The sequence below is a fragment of the Halorubrum coriense DSM 10284 genome (assembly GCF_000337035.1).
In the GTDB taxonomy this organism is placed as follows: Archaea; Halobacteriota; Halobacteria; order Halobacteriales; family Haloferacaceae; genus Halorubrum; species Halorubrum coriense.
This window is the reverse complement of the sequence record NZ_AOJL01000011.1, coordinates 29,478-50,247: the sequence shown is the minus strand read 5'-3', so window position 1 is coordinate 50,247 and position 20,770 is coordinate 29,478. Positions and strand designations below refer to the sequence as shown.

Below are 20,770 nucleotides of genomic sequence, written 5' to 3'. Positions count from 1 at the left end.
CAGCTACTGCCGCCTCCGGTAGACGATCAATCCACCGGTTCCGACCACGAGTACGGCGAGGAAGATGATGGGGAGCGGAAGCCCACCGCCCTCACTGGCAGTCACTTCGATCGGAACTCGGTAAGTGTCTGAAAGCTGGCTATCACCGTCGACGTCGTCGTACCGGAAGTCGAGCGATATTGGGTAGGTACTCCCGGGTGTGGCCGAGCCCGTTGTAGAGAGTTCGAACATCATAGTCGTCGACTCTCCGGCTCCAAGCGACTGGACGTAGCCGGTGTCAGTGTCGCCGGTCTCGAGCGGGTCGTTCGCGAACAGACGCGCTTCGAGGTCGCTTGCGGGCTCGCCAAGGTTGTTCGTCACGGTCACCTGGACAGTCCGCGTCCCGTCAGCATCGATGGTGCGGTTTTCGATGGCGACGCTGAAGCGGTCTCGTTCTGGGGCAACCTCGGCGTTGACAACGACATCGCTGTAGGCCCGTGCTTCACCACCATCATTGCGATATTGGACAGCAAAGTCGATAGTACGGAGCCCTGGCTCAGCCTTACCTCCGATCGAGAGCGGTAAGCTAAACTCTGTCGACTGACCGGAAGCTAGTGACCCAACTGCCGCCGATTGTTCAATCGGGATAATATTCCCAGCAGTGTCTGCGTATCGGACAACGACGTTATCTGCGGTGACAGGACCAGTGTTGGTAATTGTGCCGGTAAGCTCACCGTCTTCACCGACACGAAGCGTCGACTCAACGTTCCCGAGTGTGAACGTCTGTTCTCCAAGCGGCGTCACACCCGCTGTGAGGCCCTGGTCAATGTGTTGGATGCCATCAGGTGAGTCAAACGAGACTTGGCCGGAAATGGCGTACTCTCGGGTTGGGGATGTCGAGCTAAACGAAACGTCATACGGGACAGTGACTGTTTCACCGGGCTCGATTGATTGGACCCGCGCAGCGTCCGAGCTGCGTTGACCAAGTGCTAGCCCAGAACTTGATGACTCGAGAGCCACGGTAGCGTCGTAAGCGGCTGTTGCGCCGACATTCTTAATTGTCGCTTCAAGCGTACCCTGATCACCAATCTGTGAATCAGTTGTTATATCGGTGATCTTGAACCGTGCGTCGTTACTCACTTCAACCTCAACGTTGGCTGTTACCGTGTCTTCTTCATCGTATGTGGTTCGGCCACTCTGCTGAGACGTGTAAGAGTACTCTAATTCGATTTCAAGATCGTAGTTTCCTGGGTCAGTACCATTTGGTACACTCACCGGAATTGTTACTTCACGGGGTCGATCCTCGGTGACAGCACCAAGTGCCAGCGTTTCAGTCTCAACAGTAAGCGGCGAATTATCAGCCTTCGCGGACAGCCGGACACTGCGTGCGGTTGTAACAACCTCGCGAGTCTGTGCTGTCCCAAGGTCAACATCCCCGTCGTTTACAATCCGGAGTGTGACCTGATTCGTTTGTCCAGGGGTTACTTCTGGCTGAGCAATCACCACAGACAGGTCTGGTTCACCCCGAACAAGCGTTGCTGCTTGTTGAACCGAAGAACCGGGTACAGACGATACAGCGAGATCTGAGCTTGCTGTTTCGCCTGTAGGCGAGTCTATCGGAGTCGCTCCCATGGCACCGCCGACTATCCCGCTGGTGAGCAAGAGTGCTGTAATGAAGATAGCAAAAATCGGCCGGTGGTTCATTGAGACCACCCTACTGTTCGACAAAGAGTTGCTATTTTGTGTAGCACTGCGTTGTGCGCTATAGGCCCTTCTTCACCGGTTACGCTGCTGGAGTCCTTCATTCGACGTGTACTATTGTAAGCGTTCACGAATTGATAAACATTTTGTTCGTAGAATCCTAATGGCCAGTCGATGAAGCTAAGTCACTCAGTAAAAAGCGTTCAGCGAGAAGGCAAATGAGTCGCTTCAGCGATGAAGACAGAGAGCGCATTCGCTCTCAATTGGTCGAGACAGGGCGAGAGCTGTTTACGCAGTATGGGTTTGAACGGACCCGCATTAGCGACCTAACTACTGAAGTCGGAATCGGGACAAGCACTTTTTATCAATTTTTTGATTCGAAGGAGGAACTATATGTCAAGGTCCTCCTGCTAGAACGCAAGAGACTTGAACAGAAAATTGCGGAGGCTGTTGTGGACGGTGAGACACCACGTGAGGAGGTACGGCTTTTCTTAAAAACAACGCTAGCAGAGGTTCAAGCCAACCCTCTCATCTCCGCGCTAATTGTCGAAGGAGAGCTGCGAACGCTCCAAGACCAGCTTGAGAAATTAGAAGCAGACGGGAAGTTTACCAAAGACAAATCAAGTAGCCCAGACCTCCCTTTCGTTGAGCGGTGGGCAGAGCTTGACACATTTCGCTTCGATGACAAAGATCTAATAGATCAGCTCTTTATTTCACTCGTGTTCACGGTGCGAGCACGAGACGCGCCGGTAGGCGCCGATAGTGGTGTTGAGTATGATCAAATTGAAGATGCCCTCATTGAGACGGTTGTTGATGGATTGTTTGTAACGAGCAAATAAAATCGCTGGAGAAGAGCCTACTACGGGAGGAGTGTGGCTGCTCAATTGATATTTGACTGCGATAAGAGGACGGGTTCCCGCACCAACCTAACTACACAGGCATATCAGCAATCAATTAGGACGTGTGGCTAGCTTAGCATCAGTCATCTGCTGAACGAGACCTTATCAGGTCTGACACTGATCTGTACATATGATACAGTGAGGGAAACTAATCGATCTGGTTGGGAGTACGACGCTGTCATTCACCAGATCTTTATCAAGGGACTTTGGGTGACGCCAGATTAAAACAGAGCCGAAAACGCTATGACAAAGGCTGAAGGGAGTGTTGACCGCGCAATGATACGCTTCTCCGAAGAAGTAGTAGTTTCATTCACCCAAGAGCCGCGACCAGCTATTCAGACAGGCAGAACCACAGCGTCGCTCAATGATTCAGAGCAGGCAGAAGCCGATTCTTGATTACTTTCTAATGGAGCAGTTCAACAGTACCAAAGTTAGATAACGGTTCTCTCCCAACCAACTGAGTTCTTCCCGTTTTTACTAACCGCTATCAATCCAATAGCAGGTCAGCTATCGAATGTAATTGAGTAAATCAACCGTGTCAGCAAGGAAGCTGTTGCCGTAACTGTTCGATTAGATCGAAATAAAAAGAGCGTGTGTGAGTCGGCCCGAAAGGGCCGATGTTGCGAGCCACAAACCGCGACTCAGGCAACGATGTTACTCGTTGCGCCGGGTCGCGAGCAGCGCGGCGGCGATGAGCGCGACGAGAGCGACGATCGCACCGAAGCCGGGCGTGCCGTCGTCGGTGGTGCCGTCGGAACCGTCACTACCGTCGGAGCCGTCGGAACCGTCACTACCGTCGGAACCGTCGGACCCGTCACTACCGTCGGAACCGTCACTACCGTCGGAACCGTCGCTACCATCGGAACCGTCGGACCCGTCGTCCGCGGCTTCGAGGGTGAGCGTGGCAGTCTGCTCGTCGTTGTCCGTGAAGACGCCGTGCTCGTACTCACCAGCGTCGAGACTGGACGTATCGACGTCCGCGAACTCAACGGTGGTGCTGTTACCGGCACCAAGCGTGACATCCTGACTGGCGACCGCGCTACCGCCAACGCGGAACTCGACAGTCTGGGTGGCTTCCTGGTCGCCGGTGTTCTCGACGGTGGCCGTCACGGTCAGCGCGTCGCCGACCGTTGCGGTCACGTCCTGCGGGTTCAGTTCCGAGACCTCGAAGGAGGCCGGATCCTGAGCCTGCTCAACGATCACTGCGTCGGAGTCCGAGATGGAACTACCCTCAACACGGAAGTCAACCGTTGCAGTGTCGTCAACCGATGCAGCGCTGAGGTCGAGTTCGGCCTCGAACGTACCGTCCTCGCCAACCTCAATGTCTTCAGACGTCTCGACGAACGAGGGCGAGACGCCAGAGGTGGACTGGACGCGGACGCTCACTTCAGTACCGGGCGCAACGTTGGTCGTGCCCGTCACCGTAGCCGACTCGGTGTTCGCAATCTCAACTTCGTCGTTGTCGTTGATGTTGTCGAACGAGGCCTCGCGGTCGGCGAGACTGAAGTCAGCCGAAGCCGACTCCGTGTTGTCCTCACCAGCCGCGAAGTACGGGAACGCAGCCGTGTTTTGGTCGTTGGCAGCACCGCCCAGCGGACCCTGACCGTTAAACTCGAACTGGTCCTCATCGTCGGCTTCGTACTCAATCTCAGCCGTGAAGTCCGTGCCGTCCTCAACAGACTGGGAGAACGCAGAGTCGTCCTCGCTAGTGTCGACGACGATGAACATCTGTCCGGACTCCTGATCGACGAAGACCGAGATGACATCCGAGCTCGCATCGAAGTCAAGCGAGGTCGGGTCCTGGTTGCCCGTCGCATCGTCCGCTTCGATCTCGATGTTCACACCTTCACCATCGCGACCGTCGAGTTCGGAGAGGGTGCTGGCCGAGAAGCCATCATCCAGCGCATCAAAGTCTTCAATCTGGACCATATGACCGTAGATCCCACTCGCTTCTGCCTGGATGACGAGTTGGTCGTCAAGGGCGATATCCGAACTCTGCGTGACCTCGTTCAGCAGTTCGGTGGTGTTCGTTGTTTCGTCAGCCGGGTTGCCGGGCGCCGTCCACGTCTGGACGTTCTCAACGCCGGGCTGCGTGAGGTCGAGTGTAGCCAGGCCGATTTCATCGTCCAGCTCGGACTCGTCGTCTTCGTTAACGATGAAGTTCTGGTTACCATTCACAGCAACTTCGTACGTAGTCGGCTGGAGCGGGCGAGCGAGCTGGTCGAACTTACCCTCGTCGCTCTCGATTTGGTCAATAGCTTGGAGGTATCCCTCGAAGTTGTTGCCCGCACCGAGTGTCGTGTCAGTGTCTTCCGAGTAGTACTCGGGAGCATTGTCGTTCGACACAGTGTCATACAGCTCACTCTCGACGATGTCGTCCTCAGTATTGTACGCCTCGTCGAAGTTGACAGGCGTACCGAGGACACGCGTGTTAACCTCGAAAGTCACTTCGTCGTCACTGTCGTCGTCTTCAACGTACAGGACGTCGACGAACCCAGATTCTTCACTACCAATCTGGACCCAGGCATTGTCAGTGTCGTCAAGTTCCACCGTCATCTCGACGATGTCACCAGCCGTCTGCGAGTATACGGACTCGTCGAAGCTGGCCTGCCGGTCGAGTTCGCCAACAGAGATGCTCGAGGCATCCGATGCCTCCGTATCGGTCACATTGAACTCGAACGTGTAATCGTCCGTGTCAATACCATCGAAGTCGATGGTCTCCTCCGAGTCCTGAATGTTGACGAGCACGATCTTCTGATCGTAGTTCTCGTCGTCTTCCTGGTAGAGGCCAATCTTGAATTCACCGTTCGAGTAGAAGTTGCCCGTGGATGCAAGATTGTCAGCATCGATCCGGGTTGGCCGGTCGGAGCTGAAGTTGGCCCCGTCACCGGAGAAGATGTTGAACAGGTCCTCATCCTCAAGACCATCAGCGGTCACGTTGACGCTGTAAGTTCCGCGGTCCGAGGAGATATCGAGGTCAGTTTCCGCATTGGAACCCTCGTCAGTCACCGAGTCGTCGTCAAACTCGACACTGAGCGACTGGGTTGTGACCTCGAAAGTATCCGACTGGTCCGGGCTGTTCGGGAGGTCCCCTGCGCCACGGATGAAGTAATCGCCGGACGAGAGGTCATCTGTGTCAATCTCGACAGCCAGTCCAGAACCAAGACCGAACTCGCTGGCGCTCTCGACAGTCAGCTGCTCGACCTGAGAACTGGTATCAACCACTCCCCCGTCGAAGCTATCTACCTCACGGAGATTGACGGTATCGTCGACGGCTGCTGCGTCGATGTCACCACCGGTGAGGTAGACGTCTTGTCCTTGATAAACGATATCCACTTGGTCGCCAGCGTCGTTAACGTACTGGCCATTGACACTGGCTGCCGCAACGGGAGCCGCTGCGAAGCCAGCTGCGAACATGGATACGACCATGATCGCTGCGAAAAAGACCGCGTTGGCCTTTCCGCGATAGGTTGTGTCTTGTGTCATTGTTGTGTTGTTTCAGCGCGACAACCGTGCTTTGTCTCCATCTGAGTCCCCCGTTCATCAGTGACCGGCGTCACAGCGATGGCACGACCAGACCTGACAGAGATTACTCGCATTGGTGTCGCATTGGGGATGGGGTAGGGTCTGCGACTGGTGGTTGTGGTGGTTGTTATATATGCTTTGTGGGGTTGAAATTGTATGATAACGCTTAACAAACCTTCTACACGCCTTTGACGGGCGTTTTTGGAAAATGCGGTTGTCTGGAGATTGGTTGGTGATATTACACTCCGATGTAGAATATTACCAACCCGGTGGTGCGAGCGTTACGAGCGTGGAGTTAGCTAGTTTTGACTGGCCAGGTGGTGCCAAGAGACTTCTTTCTAGTAATGAGATCCAATTTTTAGTCAAAAAATAGACAGGACTAGTCAACCCCCAAGACATAGTTTTGCATCAGCTACAGGTTAGCGGACCCGTACATGATTTAGATCGTATGTGACTCTTTCATACGGGGGTTACTGACTGGCCACGGAAACGTGGGTCTGATTTCCGGCATAAACATCGTTCTCAGTGATCCTGACCGTGCGGTTACCAATGTGATATGTGCCAGAGTGAGCAACTCTGAGTGTCACAGACCCGTTACTACGAGTCGCGGTTCGGGTGTACTTGTAATCAACACCACGAAGTGTTACAGTAGTAGTTGCCGTCACAGACGCTGTAGATACATTTGTAACCTGAATCTGAGCACCAGGGACAAGCGCATAGGTTCGAACAGTATCAGCGGCGTGGATGAGTTGATACCGGCCGACCGAATTGGTACCGTTGGCGCCAACACCAAGTCCCTCCTGAAGAGCCGCATATGTGGTATTTGTCACGGAGATACGGTCTTCGTTAGTAATTACGACGTACCCAACTCGTGACTGAAGTCGATTGTACCAATCGTCTGGATTAGATCCTGAAAGGAACTCACTGTAAGTACTCCGTGCGTATCCATAGCTCCGCGACTCACCGTTCACAAAGTAATTATACATTCTGTTATCCGTCCACTGGCTTAACACAAAGTTTTGCGGATACTCGCGATTGACCTTATCCGCATGGGCATCAACTGTAAGGGCAGCATCAAACTGCGCACGATCGTAGGTTGTCTGCCCGACAAGTGAGGGCACAAGCACGAGATTAAACAGCAATACAACGATAATTGCGCCCACAAGGTAGTTCCGTTTGCCTCGCTCAGCAGGCAGTTGGATCGATGTGATTGAGATTGAACCAGGAGTAGGATCGTCGCCAGAACCAGAAACAGACCCGAGTGAACCACTATTAAAACGATTAGCAGCGCCGGTAAGTCTGGACGAACTCCGACTCTCATCATCGGAAAGGCTAAGCACCGCAACCGGGCGTGTGAGGTCAACCAACGAAAGCAGGTGGATGAGCCCAATCCCCGCAAAGGGTGCAATGACGATGGCCAATTGGCCGGCAAAACGGACCTGAATTGTCGCGAGTAGTATGTAGTACCACGCAAAGCAAGTAAGGACGAGCCAGCCAGGTTCATACCGACGAGTGAACGCCCAAGTGATAACGGCGAGCACGACAATTGCGAAGTAAAATCCGAGTCCAAGCTGTAGGAGCGGTCCAAGTACGACCGCAAAGTCTGGATTAAACAGCGAAACTGTCTCTGAGATGCCCCCACGGCCGAATAAGTCGTTTACACGGGTGCGAATACGGCTTGTGACATCAGGACGGGCAAGGACGTAGCCGGTGAGTGCACCGATAGCTACAATCACGTTGACAACGGCGAGTTTGGCCGGTCCCAATGTAAGGCGACGCCAAACCGCACCGATACCAACGACAACAAAACCTCCACCAGCCACAAGAACTGGCGTGATCGCAGCGAGTGATTCATGCCAGCCAAGCGTATGGTGAACGGCAAACGCCCCAGCGGCACCGAGTCCAAGTCCGGCAAGCAGTGGTAGGTTGGCAGCAACCGGGGGCACGTCGTGGCGGACATCAACTATGACACGGATTCCGATGATGGCCGCGACCGGAATGAACGTGAGCGGGGAGCCCCCCCAGACATGCGCAGAGGCGAAGACAGCAAGCGCAAGACCAAGGCCGACCGCCCACATCGTAGGATCGCGAACGTGAGCCTGCGCAGCAGCTGTTGTATCAGTTGTGGCCCGTCGTCGTGTAAGATCGCTTCCGAGTATCGTGAGGGTTGCGATAAGCAGCCCGAGCCAGAGATACTGATGTGCTTGGTGATCGAGAAAGCCAACGGAGGTATACACAACGTTAGCGGGTGCAAGTCCATAGAACACCACCGAAGCAAGTGCAACTCGGACATCATCAGTGAGGACAACGGTAATGTAGTACACAAGGCATCCCACACAGACAGACAGCAGAACGGGTAACCATGCAGCAACGATAGGTGCGGCATCAACACCACCAAGAAGGACTGTTATCCACCAGTTTGTCGCATGCGCAAGTGGGCGTGCGCTGGCGGCCCCGCCCATGTCAGCAAACAACCCAAAATCAAAGATGCCACCAGCACGTGCGGCAAGTCGTTCCTGCCAGTAACGGAAAAAATAGGTGTCATTGGCAGGCGAAACAACAAATCCATCTCGGAACACAGCAAGTAGAGCCACAAGTCGTGCCACCGCAACAGTGGCGAGTGCGCCGACGAGCGCGATTGTAGTTGATGGGTCGGATACAAAGCGTCCAATTAGACGTGAGCGGATATCTAGCTCGACCTTGTTAGACGTGTTGGACCCTTGAGATGCTCGAGACTGCTCGGACCCTGATGGGCTAACACCTGTATGAACATCAGACGACGTTGCGAGGACTGATTCGACTGCGCTAGCGTGTGCCAGCCGATAGCCGCCGTCGACACTAATCGCTATATCACGCGCAACGAGTTCTCCGAAGCGGCCAGAATCAAGTTCGATTTCATCGAACGTCCACGGCTCCTCTTGGGCATCGCGCTCAACAAGCGCAGCGAGGGACTCTTCGGCGTCAGGGTGATCGTCGAGGAAGGCACGGGTAGCCGCAGTCGTGTCCTCGGGCGAGGGCATATACCCCTTGTTTTTTCCAGGGCCGATTACCGTTTCGGTTGGTGTGCTACGTGTCGCCGAGACGTTACTGTAACTGTGGGTTGATAGCCAGTAGTTACATGACCACCTATATTGAACGGTTAGACACGAGTTCTCAGGAATGTTGGACCGTAGTCATGCTATGAGACCTAACTCAGGCTGTATGTAGTAGAAGTGAATGTTCTCTCAGTCGGGTAAGATGATAGATGGACGAGCAGATAGTCGACAGTAACACATGGTGCGTACCAGGTCAATACGTAGTACACAGAGCCTACACAACGGATAGAGAGGTTAGCGACTGTTGAAAGCGGTGTGGCCTAGTGCGTTTCATTTCCAGTTAATTGAGCGAAACTGTCAAACAAACTGGAGACAGTATCATCAGTTAGCATCGCCATGAGAATACACCCACGTGTAATTGAGCAAACCAATGCGTGTTTGAAAACAGGGTGCACCGGAGCGGAAGAACTGTTGTCACCGGAGGCAGTTAGCATCATGATCTGTGTTGGGATGATAACTGTTCTAGCGGTTGGAGACATTCAACTCGCAATACAATCTTGTCAAGATGAGCGAGACTGCGTTGTCGCAGAGCGTGATGCGTTTCAGACGTTTCAAACCCGCATTAAGCGTGTTGAGCCGGTTAAGCTTGAGCCGGACAAAATTACTGAGCCTTTAGGTACCCAGTCATGTGGCATTGAGCCGACAACCAGCCCCGGAGACGCAACGTTACGATATGTTTTGACAGCGTATGAGAATTCAGTGCGTTCGTTGTCACACTACAAGTCTGGGTACGATGAGACGCTTGCTGAGAGTCTCGCTGCTGGATTGGGTGAGGACATAGTCACATCACTAGTAACCAACACTGTTCTTACACCTCCTACACAACAAACGCTTATTGAGCGAGCGCAAAATGCAATAGATGTTCGCACTGCGCTTGTAGACGCTATCAGCACTGAAATCAGCGCTTTGGTCGACAGGCAGGAAACCCTGTGCACTCTTGAAACGAAGCGAGAAAATTTGCGAGCCCATCTTGACTCGGTTCATGCCTGTCGGAAAGACGCCGCGTTTGATGTCTGGTGTGGGCTGTACGAACTCGAAACTGAACTTGACAAGATTGCTCAACAGCGACAGGCAACACTTGCCAACTCGCCGATGAAAGAGGCGACAAGCGCAAGCAGCGCGGTTGAAGAGGTGAATCTTTATGAGTACCTCTATGAAGAGAGTGACGCGCCACGTTATCCAGTGCTTTCAGCGGTTGGTATGCTCGGAGCACGGATCTCAGCTGACAGAAATGAAGTTAGTTCACACTTTGGATAGTGGTCTCACACATCCAAAACCACGGTCACCCGCTCAGTGATGATGAACCGCTTCGTTCCAACTAGATGGTATCTAAGTAGTACTAGATAATCAACCAGCAGTACGATGATGCGGCACTGTCATGTATTGTATAGTAGCTTTATCGATTTGTTGTAGTCTACCGGTTGAAGATGATCTGTTCAGTCTCGATTGAACATAGTGCTAACAGCCGGTGCGATCATAGCCTATCATTGGAGACGGTGTTCAGATAAGGATTGAAAGGTGAGGCGGTGCGTTTTCAAAGTGATCTATGCCCGAAAACGACCGCCTCAGCGGCTGTTTAGACGAGATCAACTTAGAGTTTGTGGAGCGAGAAGCAACACCGAAGTTGTTGATGAAGCTCAGTATTCAGCTCCATCTTGCTGGATTATCGCTTTCGAATACTGTTTTATTTCTTGAGGTGTTTGGTGTTGATCGGGTTCGATCTACCGTCCACAATTGGGTTCACAAGGCTGATTTACAGCCAGAATCTAGTCGATGCCCGAATCACGTTGCGGTCGATGAAACAGTGATTCAACTTGACGGTGAACAATATTGGCTGTACGCTGCTGTCGATCCTAATTCAAACGATTTGCTCCATACAAAGCTTGAGCCGACAAGAACGAATGTGATCGCAGATCAGTTTTTTGCGGAACTCCGGGAAAAACACGATGTAGATGACGCGATCTTTCTCGTTGATGGAGCGGTTCCACTTCACCGAGCCTGTGAAAAACACGGCCTCGATTTCAGATATGAACGACATGGAAATCGAAACAGCGTCGAACGTGTCTTTCGTGAGGTAAAACGCAGAACTACCAGTTTCTCAAACTGTTTCAGCAACACCAAAGCAGAAACTGCTGAAAGGTGGCTCAGATCGTTCGCCTTCGCATGGAATCAGCTTATCTGAACACGAGGTCATTGGAAACACAAGCATATTTGAGTCAGAAAATTCTGGACGGTATCTTATTTACTAAGTGTTGTTGAAATAATATGTTAAGCAGAGAATGAAAGATATTTAATTACACCCCTGTCGCGTGCACAGACCTCCTCAGCCGGACTGCTTGAGTTCGGACTCAATGTAGGACGCGACAGACGCACGGGCCAGTGAAGCAGCGTCGTCTCTGTCTGTTGTAAGTGAGTTATGCGCCACACCAGTTATCATAGCGAGAAGGTGTTCAGTCACCTGCGACGCATCAACCTCACGAAACACCCCTTGAGAGATGCCACGTCTAATTATCTCTTGGATAGTTGCTGCTAAGCGCTGGTCAATCTGTGTGAATTGAGCGCGAACCTCTTCGTCTGACACAGCTTGAGACCGGAAGCAGACAAGCACTACCTGTAGTTGTGGGCGTTCGGAGGCGTCAGGCGGTAGTAGATCTGTAAGAAGAGTATTGAGTTCTTCAGCGGGATCATTTGTTGGTTGTGTCTTAATTTGTAGCATGAATTGGTCAATCGTGAATTCAAGAAGTGTATTGAGAAGATCTGTTTTCGTATCGTAGTGGTGGTATATTGACGAATTTGATTTATCTAACTCCTCCCCAATTCGGGTAATAGAAAGGTCAGCATAGCCGTGTTTAAGCAACGCAGAGTACGTTGCATCTAGAATCTCCTTTTCTGCGGTGCTCCATTCAGAGTCGGGTGTGTTACGTTTCATTATCTGGGGAGTCTGTCGTATCGAGATCTGTTGTAGCTTCACCAAAGTCAAACTCAGTGCGTTGTGTATCTCGATGCGACTGAGTAGAGTTTTGATCGGTAACAGACAGTGTGTAGGACTGTTGACTATGAGCTGATGATGCCACGCTTGTATCCGCGTCAGGGTCAGACTGGGCGGCAACGGCTCGCTGTTGGAGGTTGTCAATTCGCGGAACGGATGTTACGTTAGAAAGGACAACCGTTGCTGTGAGTTCTGTACTCTTCTGAACTGGCTCATCACCGGCTAGAACTTCAACCGTCTCTGTTTTTTCTTCTAAGAGATACCGACCAGTCTCAAATCCTTTTCTTGAGATTGTATCTGGGGGACCGGTAAGAATCAAAAGAACACGATCCGCAGAGGTGATCTCACACGGTAGGGTCATTTTCGACTGGACAGCTTGACTGATCAGGGTCTTAATCTGTGTTGCATCAACTGGTGTGCTAACAGACGATGAAGACCGACGGAGCAATGAAAGAACCCGTCGCAAGAGCCCAACACTTTGAGTGTCGAGAGTCATCGTTGAATGACCAATTGTTGAGACTCCACCGAGGTTGAGCGTACGTGTGATATCTGCAGGATCGATCCGCATTTCAGACAGCGGCGTGCCAGCGCGTTCGCCGGTACCAAACACACTCAAAAGCCGCTCAACGGTCATCTTGTTGATTGAAGAGTAACTATCGGCAATAGCAGAGTTATCTTGACGCCAGGCCTCATTATCGACTAAAAACATAGAGTCTGTGCGTGGCACGAACGTCTGCAGACCGCGGGCTGCGGTCAACGCTCGGATTGGAGCCTCATTGCCAGCAGGAAGCACGCCAAGGGCATACACTGCTGTTTCATAAATTGAGGAGAGTTCGTCTAAAAGGAGGCTTCCAACCCCTGACCCAGTTCCGCCACCCAGCCCCGCCACAAGCATCGTCGCTGTCACGTCTGTTTCATCAATCCGGTCAAGTGCTCGGCGGATTTCTGGTCGGTCAGCTTTGGCGACCTGCGCACCGATATCTGGGTCACCCCCGACGCCAAACGAATCAGGGTCCGACTTGTTACTACTGGAATCTTCAGTACCGGTGGGAGAGGTAGCTTGATCACTCTCAGATGAGGGTACATCTGTGTATGTCAGTGTCTCACTACCGCTCGGAGGCTGGCTAGTTTGCTCACCGTGGGGGGCCGGCGGACTTGTGTCGCGGCGAAGCACTGCCGGGTGAGTGTCACCGAGCAGAACTTGCTGGTCGCTGGTCAGTGTTTGTGTCTTATCAAACGGCTGTGATTCAGTGTGAAACGCAAGGACGTTCCCATTAGTCACAGACCGCCCGGTACGATGTTCAGCCCGGACAAATTGATCAACAACTCGGGTCCCACACCCTCCCACTCCAACGAGCGCGAGTTTCATTCGCTTGTTGAGAGTCGTAAGTCAATACAGAGACTACGACGAATTGGCTTATCGCTCGAAGCACTCGAGCTCCGAGAAACCCACCTAAACAATTGGATCCAGATCATTATCCTCATCGGTAATCAGTGACTGAATCTCTTGTTCTCGAACAGCATCCTGTTCTTGTATTTTATTCTGTGCGTCAACGGCCTGATCTTGGATTTCATTGATTCGAGGAGTTTCAGTCACGTTCGAAAGTAACACCACAGCTGCAAGTGTCGACGAGTTAGGTCGCGGATCATCGCCAGCAAGCACATCAACGGTATCAGCTGTTTCTTCAAGCCACTCACGGGCGGATTCTACGCCTTTCCGAGAGATAACATCTGGCGGCCCGGCAAAGACAATCAACGCTCGATCAGCACTTGAAACATTACATGGCACCGTGAGCCGTGAGTTTGTCGCGCGTCGAACAAGTCCCTTGATTTTAGCGGCATCTGTGGACTCACTCTGTGATTCACCGTCGTGTTTGAAGTTGGCTAACAACCCTTCTTTTGCGGGAGTAACATCAGTTGAGGCATACCCAATTGATGAAACACCACCCGTGTCGAGTGTCCTCATAATGTCACTCGAATCCATCGCGTTTTCGCCAACCTCTGACTCATCGACTTCACCGGCAGCAAGCAGCGTAACAATTCGGGTTGCAAGCTCTTCGTTCATCTCCTCGTAGCCCTGCTCGATAGTCTGCCCGCGAGAGCGCCATGCGTCGTTGTCGAACGCAATAAAATTGTCAACTTTAGTGACGAATGATTGGAGAGAACGTGCAGCGTTCAGGGCTGGACGACCACCCTCATACGTGCCAGGTAACACGCCAAGACCGTACACTGGTTCATCGTACATCTTTTGAAGTTCATCAATGACAACTGGCGCAGCACCGCTTCCCGTTCCGCCACCCAACCCGGCGGCAACTAACACGGCGTCGACTTCATGTATTTCCACATCATCAAACACGCGTCTGATCTCGTCAATATCGGTTTGAGCGACCTCAGCGCCAATTTTAGCATCGCCACCAACACCGTGTCCACGGGCTTTTTGATGAGTGTCTCCGATGAGTACGCGGCGGTCCTCGTCAAGATGCTGTGGCTTGGCGAGGTCTGTCCGAGCGGTGTTGATCACGAGGGCGTGTCGACACAGGTTACGACCCGTTTCGAACTCAAACTCAAGCATCTGGTCGATAAGCTTGCTTCCAGCATTGCCGACCCCGATTGTTGCAAGCTTCATTATCGACCTTCCTCCCAGAGAGATTGGTGTTGATGCGGCTGTGGCCGCGTTTTGATGTCTTTCACAGGGGAAATCTTCGAGCGGATCATCAAGTATTGGATGGTGTGGGTCAATACGTATTAATCTGCGTCAGACACACTCTGCTGAAACTAACTGTCGCTTCAACAGCGAGTCTAAGCTACCTCTGGGCACGAATTGAGTAGTTTACTGGCGAGTTATGCCAGAAGAGAGCGCTAGGGTGATTGTTCACGCGAGTTAATTCAACAAATCTCACGGCCGATGTTCGCGATAGCGTGTTAGTCAGCTAGAAACCCCTTTGAGTTCAACATCACTCCCGGAGAGCCTCAACGGGCCGCTCATTTGCTGCTTTCCATGCTGGGTACAACCCACTAAGTGTACTTGCAACGATCGCAAAGAGCATGCCATACAACAGATACTGGGCGCTCTGCCAACTGAACACCTGTAGAGGGTTCCCAACAAGGAACTCAAAGAGCACAATCCCAATCCCGGCGGAGAGAACAACGCCCAAGAGACCACCGATCACTCCAAGGAACACAGCCTCGGTGAGGATCATCCGGAGGACCTCACCCCGCGTAATACCAATAGCTCTGAGCACACCGATTTCGCCCTGACGTTCCACCGTGCTCATCAGCATGACATTAAGAATGGCGACGCTAGCAACCACTAATGAGATCGAACCAATACCGAGAAGGCCGAGCTGAAGCGTGCCCAAGAATGAGCCAACGTTCTCTTGTACTGAGGCAAAGTTTCGAACACGGACAACTTGCTCATCATCAGTATTAAACGAAGACTCAATGGCGGCACTGAGCGCCTCAACCGATTGCTCAGGAGTTGTTAGAACAGTCACTGAATCGTAGTGGTTTTGATCATCCATTGCTGAAAGCGGTAAGACAAGTACTCGCTGTTGGCCACCAAACCCTTGTGATGACGAGAGGATTCCTTGAACGCGGTACAATTGTCCACGGTAGGTGACTGGGTCACCAATTTCAATCCCAAGTCGTCGAGCATCTGCCGCAGAGAGTAGCGCCCCAGACCGGAGCCGGTTGGAAATTTGCCCTCGGGAGACATTATACATGGCATCTGCTTTCGTCAGTGCAGTTACGCCGACGCGCGTTTCAGCTCCATTGCGGGCAGAGAGTGTCGTCACATTGCTGCGTTCAGGCACGACTGTTGCATCACCGGCAAGTCGCTCAATATCGTCAACTTGTTCCGCAGAGATTCCATCATTAGGGTTGTCAGGCCCTGTAGAGATTGTAATTTCATTCGACAGCCCTTCAAGATTTGCCGTTGCTTGTTGTTGAATTGCGGCTGTAGCCATGCCTAACGATGCAATCGCGACAACGCCAATCAGGATGCCAAGTGTGGCGAGGGCCGTTCGAACCCGATTTCGGCCGAGATTTCGCCACGCCATCAAGACGCTTGGAAATCGCCGTAGTGGGTGTCGTTTGCTCATGTATTGATAGTCCCATCCACAAGCTCAACAACTCGATCAGCGTACTCAACTAACTGCTCGTCGTGAGTGACCGCTACGATGGCGATATTTTCGCTTTCTTTGAGTCTTGTTAGCTCATCAAGAATAGTTGCTCCAGTATCTTGATCGAGGTTGCCAGTTGGCTCATCTGCGAGGAGGACATCTGGTTCGTTAATCAACGCACGGGCGATGGCAACCCGCTGTCGTTGGCCACCAGAGAGTTGGGTCGGCTTGTGTGCCAGTCGTTCACCAAGTCCAACGCGATTGAGCAGATCAACAGCTCGGTCATACCTGTCGCTTTCTGTGTCCCACATTGTCGGAAGCTCAACGTTTTCTGTTGCAGTAAGCATTGGTAGCAGGTGATAATCCTGAAAAACGAATCCAATTTCTGAGCGTCTCTCTGCCGTGAGTTCGTCAATAGAGAAGTCTGTGACATCACGCCCATTGAGTCTAACGCGCCCGGTTGTCGGCGTGTCAAGCAACCCAATCATATTCAGCAGGGTGCTTTTGCCTGACCCGGAAGGGCCAATGATTGTGACCATCTCGCCGCGGTTAGCGCGGAAGTCAACGCTGGCCAGCGCTTCAATAACCTCACCACCCGTGTGATACCGCTTTACTGCATCATCAAGAGCAATGACGCTCATTGGCTCCGCCACCTATAGACTATACCACCGGCCAAGATGACGAGGACTACAGCGCCCCCCGCAAGAAGGCTGACCGGTAGACTACTATCGCCGGTCGTGCCAGAGGGAGGGCCGGCTGTACCGCTGCTAGCAGTAGTACCTCCGTTGGGTGTCGCACCACTGCCAGTAGACATCGTTGTTGTTAGGTCAACATGCTGCGTCGTTGTCACACGCTCATTATCAACAATATACGTGATTGCGACAGGAAGCGATGACGCGTTTGCCTCCGTCTGGGCGGTGAGTTCAAACGTAGCGAACTCACTGGCCTCAACGCCACCTACGAAGTACTCGCCCGACGGTGATGTTGGCTGGACATCGGCAGTGTCGTTGACCTGAACAAGCACAGATTGGGCATCTGTGCCGCCGAGGTTCGCAGCGTCACCTTCGATCGTGATTCCAGGCCCAATGCGAGAAACCTCAACCGCAGTAAGTCTGATTTCTCCGGGAACCTGTGTTTCTTCGTTGACGTTGGTTACGAGTGATGTAGAATAGCTGGCATCAGCGGCATCGTATGTTGCGGTGAACTCAACGGTATCAGACGCAATGTTGCTGGTGTCGAACGAAGTAGTTTGGCTGGATTCAGGTTGGACATCACGAACAAAATTGCTATCGAAGACTTCACCGTTAGCCGTGGCGGTCACTTCGATATCAGTGAGATTGGTATTACCAAAGTTTGTGAGCGAAACCTCAATTGTCTCAGACTCGTTAGCAGGGGCTGTTGCTGAGAGATCCGCCTTTACATCCGTTTCAGAGACCTCAACGTAGACTGGATAGCTGTATGAGTGATAGTCACCGTTGGCGTCTTGGACAACAAGATTGAGTTCGAGTTGTTTCTGTCCGGGAGTTTCAAACTTCGTAGAGATTGGGATAGACAGAGAGCCACCAGGTGAGACTGAACCGATGTCCTCAATACGGGCGAACTCTTCCGTACTGCTTAACGATCGGACGTAGAGACTCGTTACATCAACGACCGTCTCACTATTTTCGAGATTTGAAATCGTAGCATCAATCGTAACCTGCTCGTCAGTCGTTGGATCATCAGGGGATACTGTTACCGACGATAATTGGATGGCCGGGTCAGCGGCTGTCACCGCCATCGCACCGGTACTACTGAACAAAACGAGGAGGGCGATTCCCAATCGAGGGAGGAGGGACCCACGCATTAGCGGCGATTGATGCTTCTGATACTAAGAGTTACTGCTGTGTTTTACCCGTTGAAACAGGAGACGCATTTCTATCGTGGGGTGTGACAGTATAATCAATAAACTGATGACCGTTGGTGTCGCATTCACTATAAATAGGACGACGGGGGTCTGGGTCCGTCTGGTACAAAATAAAAAATGTCACTCCGGCTGGAGATGCTTCCCACTACCAGCCACGTTCGAGGAAGTGAATGCTGCTCCAGCTGGTGACGGTAAGTGAGATACGACCTTCATGCCAATTCTGGGCTGCGCCGTGAATGCGAACTCATTAATCGTCCGCGATCCATGGCACATCCAATGTCTTCCAGACTGTCACCTTCGTTTTCCCGCTTGCGTCCGCGATGAGGCCGATTGCGCGATGGCTGGAGAGTCATTCTCCCAGAGCACCTCAATTTGATCTTCGACACTCACCTACTTGCGGTGGACGTCTTCGAATGTCTCGATTGGAACCACCTGTCCGGGGGCCGTCTGTAACTCCTCGAACACCCGCATCACCGCACTCGTTATCTCCGTCCCGTCGCCGTCAGCTAGATGTCGACTGGCCGCCGCACGCGACCAGCCACTCAATCGTGTCGCCAATTGATCTGCCTCCGCGTTTACTGTCGCCAGTTCCCCTTGGGAGAGATCCGTTCGAGGATCGGCCTGTTCGGGATTGGCCGTCGCGGTCCACACCCGCGGCACGCGTCTGGAACTTCCGGCGTCCCGAATTCGGTTTGGGCATTAATACGCTCTGATTCGGCCTCCCGCGCCCGGATGCGCTCCCCCTGTGCGAGAGTGACGTTATTTCAGGTCGGCAACGCCCTGCTCCGTCGTTGTGGTTGTAGTAGCATGATTCAAAACATAGTGTTTAACACGATATGTTTGCCAACAATAGGTAATGGATACGGGGTGGCGCTACCGCATTGCGAGCGTCGGGGGCGTTGCCGCCCTCGTCGGGGTAGCGGTGATGCTCGCCAACAGCGAGACCGTCCAGACTGCGGTGTCGTTGGTGCCCGTAATCGGGCGGCTCCCCGTTGATCCGCCAGCTGGGGCGGAGTTCGTCATCGAGGTTGCGTTGACGGTTGTGGTCATGGCGGCTGCGTTCGTTCCCCTCTACAAGCCTCGGCCGCGACGGATTCTGGATATCGTCGGACTTGCCCACAAGCGGACTTTCGTCGCCGTGTTCGCACTGGCGACGATTGGCTACTTTGATTACACGTACAAGGTACCACGACTGACGCTGGTGCTGATTACTCCGCTTCTGTTAGTGGTGTTGCCAGTGTGGTTTACTTGGTTGCGTCGGCCGGAAGCTCGTAGTGAGCGAGCGATTGTCGTTGGGGATGACCCAGCCCAAATTGCTGAGGTTACACGGAGTGCGGATGTTCCGTTGCTCGGCTATCTCTGCCCGACAACAGTTCGAGTATTGGCCGCTGGGGAGTCTGCTGGCGGCGACCCCGGCGCCACGACATCTGGTGTCGCCCGTGCTGCGGACGGGGGGCGCCAACAGGCTGGACTCACTCGGCTTGGTGGCCTCTCGCGGCTGGAGGATATCCTCGTCGCACAGGACATTGATACAGTTGTGTTGGCGTTCAATGAGCCGGACCGGGCAGAGTTTTTCGGCGCGCTTGACGCCTGTTACGAGTACGGCGTCGCCGCGAAAGTTCTCCCAGCCCATGTTGACACGGTGTTGACAGACACCACCGATCCGAACGCATCGCTCGTCGACGTTGAGATTGAGCCGTGGGACATCCAAGATTACATGTTCAAGCGTGGCTTCGATATCGCCTTCTCGCTGACGGGACTGCTCGCGTTGGCGCCGGTTATCCTCGTTATTGCGGTCGTAATCAAGCTTGAAGATCGCGGCCCAGTGTTGTACCAACAAGATCGGACCGCAGTATTCGGCGAGACGTTTCCAATCTTCAAATTCCGGTCAATGGTCCCAGAAGGCGAGTCAGCAACGCCGATCGACGATGAGGAAAATGACCGCATTACAACAGTGGGAGGCATTCTTCGGCAGACGCATCTTGACGAGATTCCGCAGTTATGGTCGATCCTGCGCGGCGACATGAGCGTCGTGGGTCCACGTGCGGTGTGGACTGAAGAAGAGCACTTGCTTGAGAATGAAGCCGATGCGTGGCGCAAGCGGTGGTTCGTGAAGCCCGGGTTGACTGGGCTCGCGCAGATCAACGAGGCGAGCAGCGTTGATCCACGAGCGAAGCTCCGGTATGATCTCCAGTACGTTCGCGAGCAGTCATTTACGTATGATCTGAAGATAGTGGCACGGCAGTTGTGGAAGGTTGGAGTGGACGTGTTGGAAGCGATCTGGTAACCCGTCCAGACGATGGATTCAACAAGAGTAGAGCTTAGAGTGCCCCCAGTTCAACTTATTGTCCCTACGACTGAAGCCCGGTAGTACCGATTTGAGTTCTTGTGTACAAATGATTGAATTTGTTAGAGTATGTGAAAATAGAGTTGCTCGCGTATCAGCCCAAGAAGTCGTGATACTGGAGCGTAACGAAGTCACTAAACAAGTCAGCATGATCAAGGTGCGCTCTGTAATGTAGTCACAAAATCTAGGCCTCCGCATTAGTCACTGTACA

At 52.8% G+C, this 20,770-nt stretch carries 13 protein-coding genes and 1 pseudogene; 4 read left to right on the top strand and 10 right to left on the bottom strand.

Annotated elements, in window-relative coordinates; genetic code table 11:
• Positions 1–3 precede the first annotated feature (3 nt).
• Entirely contained in the window at positions 4–1,683 is a 1,680-nt protein-coding gene (locus C464_RS01680) for a COG1361 S-layer family protein (protein WP_239640165.1), read from the bottom strand.
• A 215-nt stretch (positions 1,684–1,898) separates the two neighbouring features.
• Between C464_RS01680 and C464_RS01675 the strand changes: the two genes are divergently transcribed.
• Positions 1,899–2,519 carry a TetR/AcrR family transcriptional regulator gene (locus C464_RS01675; RefSeq protein WP_006111763.1) on the top strand — a complete coding sequence of 207 codons (621 nt, stop codon included), beginning with the start codon at positions 1,899–1,901 and terminating at the stop codon, positions 2,517–2,519.
• 714 nt (positions 2,520–3,233) lie between these two features.
• Here C464_RS01675 and C464_RS01670 read toward each other — a convergent pair.
• Both C464_RS01670 and C464_RS01665 read right to left on the bottom strand, forming a co-directional pair.
• A complete protein-coding gene (locus C464_RS01670) occupies positions 3,234–6,065 on the bottom strand; it encodes a BGTF surface domain-containing protein (RefSeq protein WP_152420861.1) in 2,832 nt (943 codons plus the stop codon).
• A 509-nt stretch (positions 6,066–6,574) separates the two neighbouring features.
• On the bottom strand, positions 6,575–9,124 hold the full coding sequence (locus C464_RS01665; protein WP_006111761.1) for a hypothetical protein: 2,550 nt from the start codon (positions 9,122–9,124) through the stop codon (positions 6,575–6,577).
• Positions 9,125–9,535: 411 nt separating this feature from the next.
• Between C464_RS01665 and C464_RS18300 the strand changes: the two genes are divergently transcribed.
• Both C464_RS18300 and C464_RS01660 read left to right on the top strand, forming a co-directional pair.
• Positions 9,536–10,456 carry a DUF7260 family protein gene (locus tag C464_RS18300; protein WP_152420860.1) on the top strand — a complete coding sequence of 307 codons (921 nt, stop codon included), beginning with the start codon at positions 9,536–9,538 and terminating at the stop codon, positions 10,454–10,456.
• A 289-nt stretch (positions 10,457–10,745) separates the two neighbouring features.
• A complete protein-coding gene (locus C464_RS01660) occupies positions 10,746–11,381 on the top strand; it encodes an IS6 family transposase (protein ID WP_006111760.1) in 636 nt (211 codons plus the stop codon).
• Between the two features lie 141 nt (positions 11,382–11,522).
• Here the strand turns inward: C464_RS01660 and C464_RS01655 are convergent, their stop codons facing one another.
• The 7 genes and pseudogenes from C464_RS01655 to C464_RS19965 form a co-directional block, all read right to left on the bottom strand.
• Complete coding sequence (locus C464_RS01655) at positions 11,523–12,128, bottom strand: TetR/AcrR family transcriptional regulator (RefSeq protein ID WP_006111759.1); 606 nt, start codon at positions 12,126–12,128, stop codon at positions 11,523–11,525.
• Positions 12,118–13,557 carry a tubulin/FtsZ family protein gene (locus C464_RS01650; RefSeq protein WP_049910763.1) on the bottom strand — a complete coding sequence of 480 codons (1,440 nt, stop codon included), beginning with the start codon at positions 13,555–13,557 and terminating at the stop codon, positions 12,118–12,120. The genes C464_RS01655 and C464_RS01650 overlap by 11 nt, the downstream gene beginning before the upstream one ends.
• 84 nt (positions 13,558–13,641) lie before the next feature.
• The gene (locus C464_RS01645) at positions 13,642–14,814 is read right to left on the bottom strand and encodes a tubulin/FtsZ family protein (protein WP_006111757.1); all 1,173 of its coding nucleotides are present in this window, start codon (positions 14,812–14,814) and stop codon (positions 13,642–13,644) included.
• 328 nt (positions 14,815–15,142) lie between these two features.
• Positions 15,143–16,288 carry an ABC transporter permease gene (locus C464_RS01640; RefSeq protein ID WP_049910762.1) on the bottom strand — a complete coding sequence of 382 codons (1,146 nt, stop codon included), beginning with the start codon at positions 16,286–16,288 and terminating at the stop codon, positions 15,143–15,145.
• Positions 16,285–16,950: an ABC transporter ATP-binding protein gene (locus C464_RS17105; protein WP_080510375.1), complete on the bottom strand. Its 666-nt coding sequence runs from the start codon at positions 16,948–16,950 to the stop codon at positions 16,285–16,287. Before C464_RS17105 ends, C464_RS01640 begins: the two co-directional genes overlap by 4 nt.
• Complete coding sequence (locus C464_RS17100; protein WP_239640166.1) at positions 16,947–18,086, bottom strand: COG1361 family protein; 1,140 nt, start codon at positions 18,084–18,086, stop codon at positions 16,947–16,949. Before C464_RS17100 ends, C464_RS17105 begins: the two co-directional genes overlap by 4 nt.
• Before the next feature lie 271 nt (positions 18,087–18,357).
• Positions 18,358–18,976: pseudogene (locus C464_RS19965) on the bottom strand (DNA-binding protein); the annotation flags it as partial.
• 92 nt (positions 18,977–19,068) lie between these two features.
• On the opposite strand from C464_RS19965, the gene C464_RS01635 reads away from it, so the two are divergent.
• Entirely contained in the window at positions 19,069–20,499 is a 1,431-nt protein-coding gene (locus C464_RS01635) for a sugar transferase (RefSeq protein ID WP_006111752.1), read from the top strand.
• The last annotated feature ends 271 nt before the right edge of the window (positions 20,500–20,770 follow it).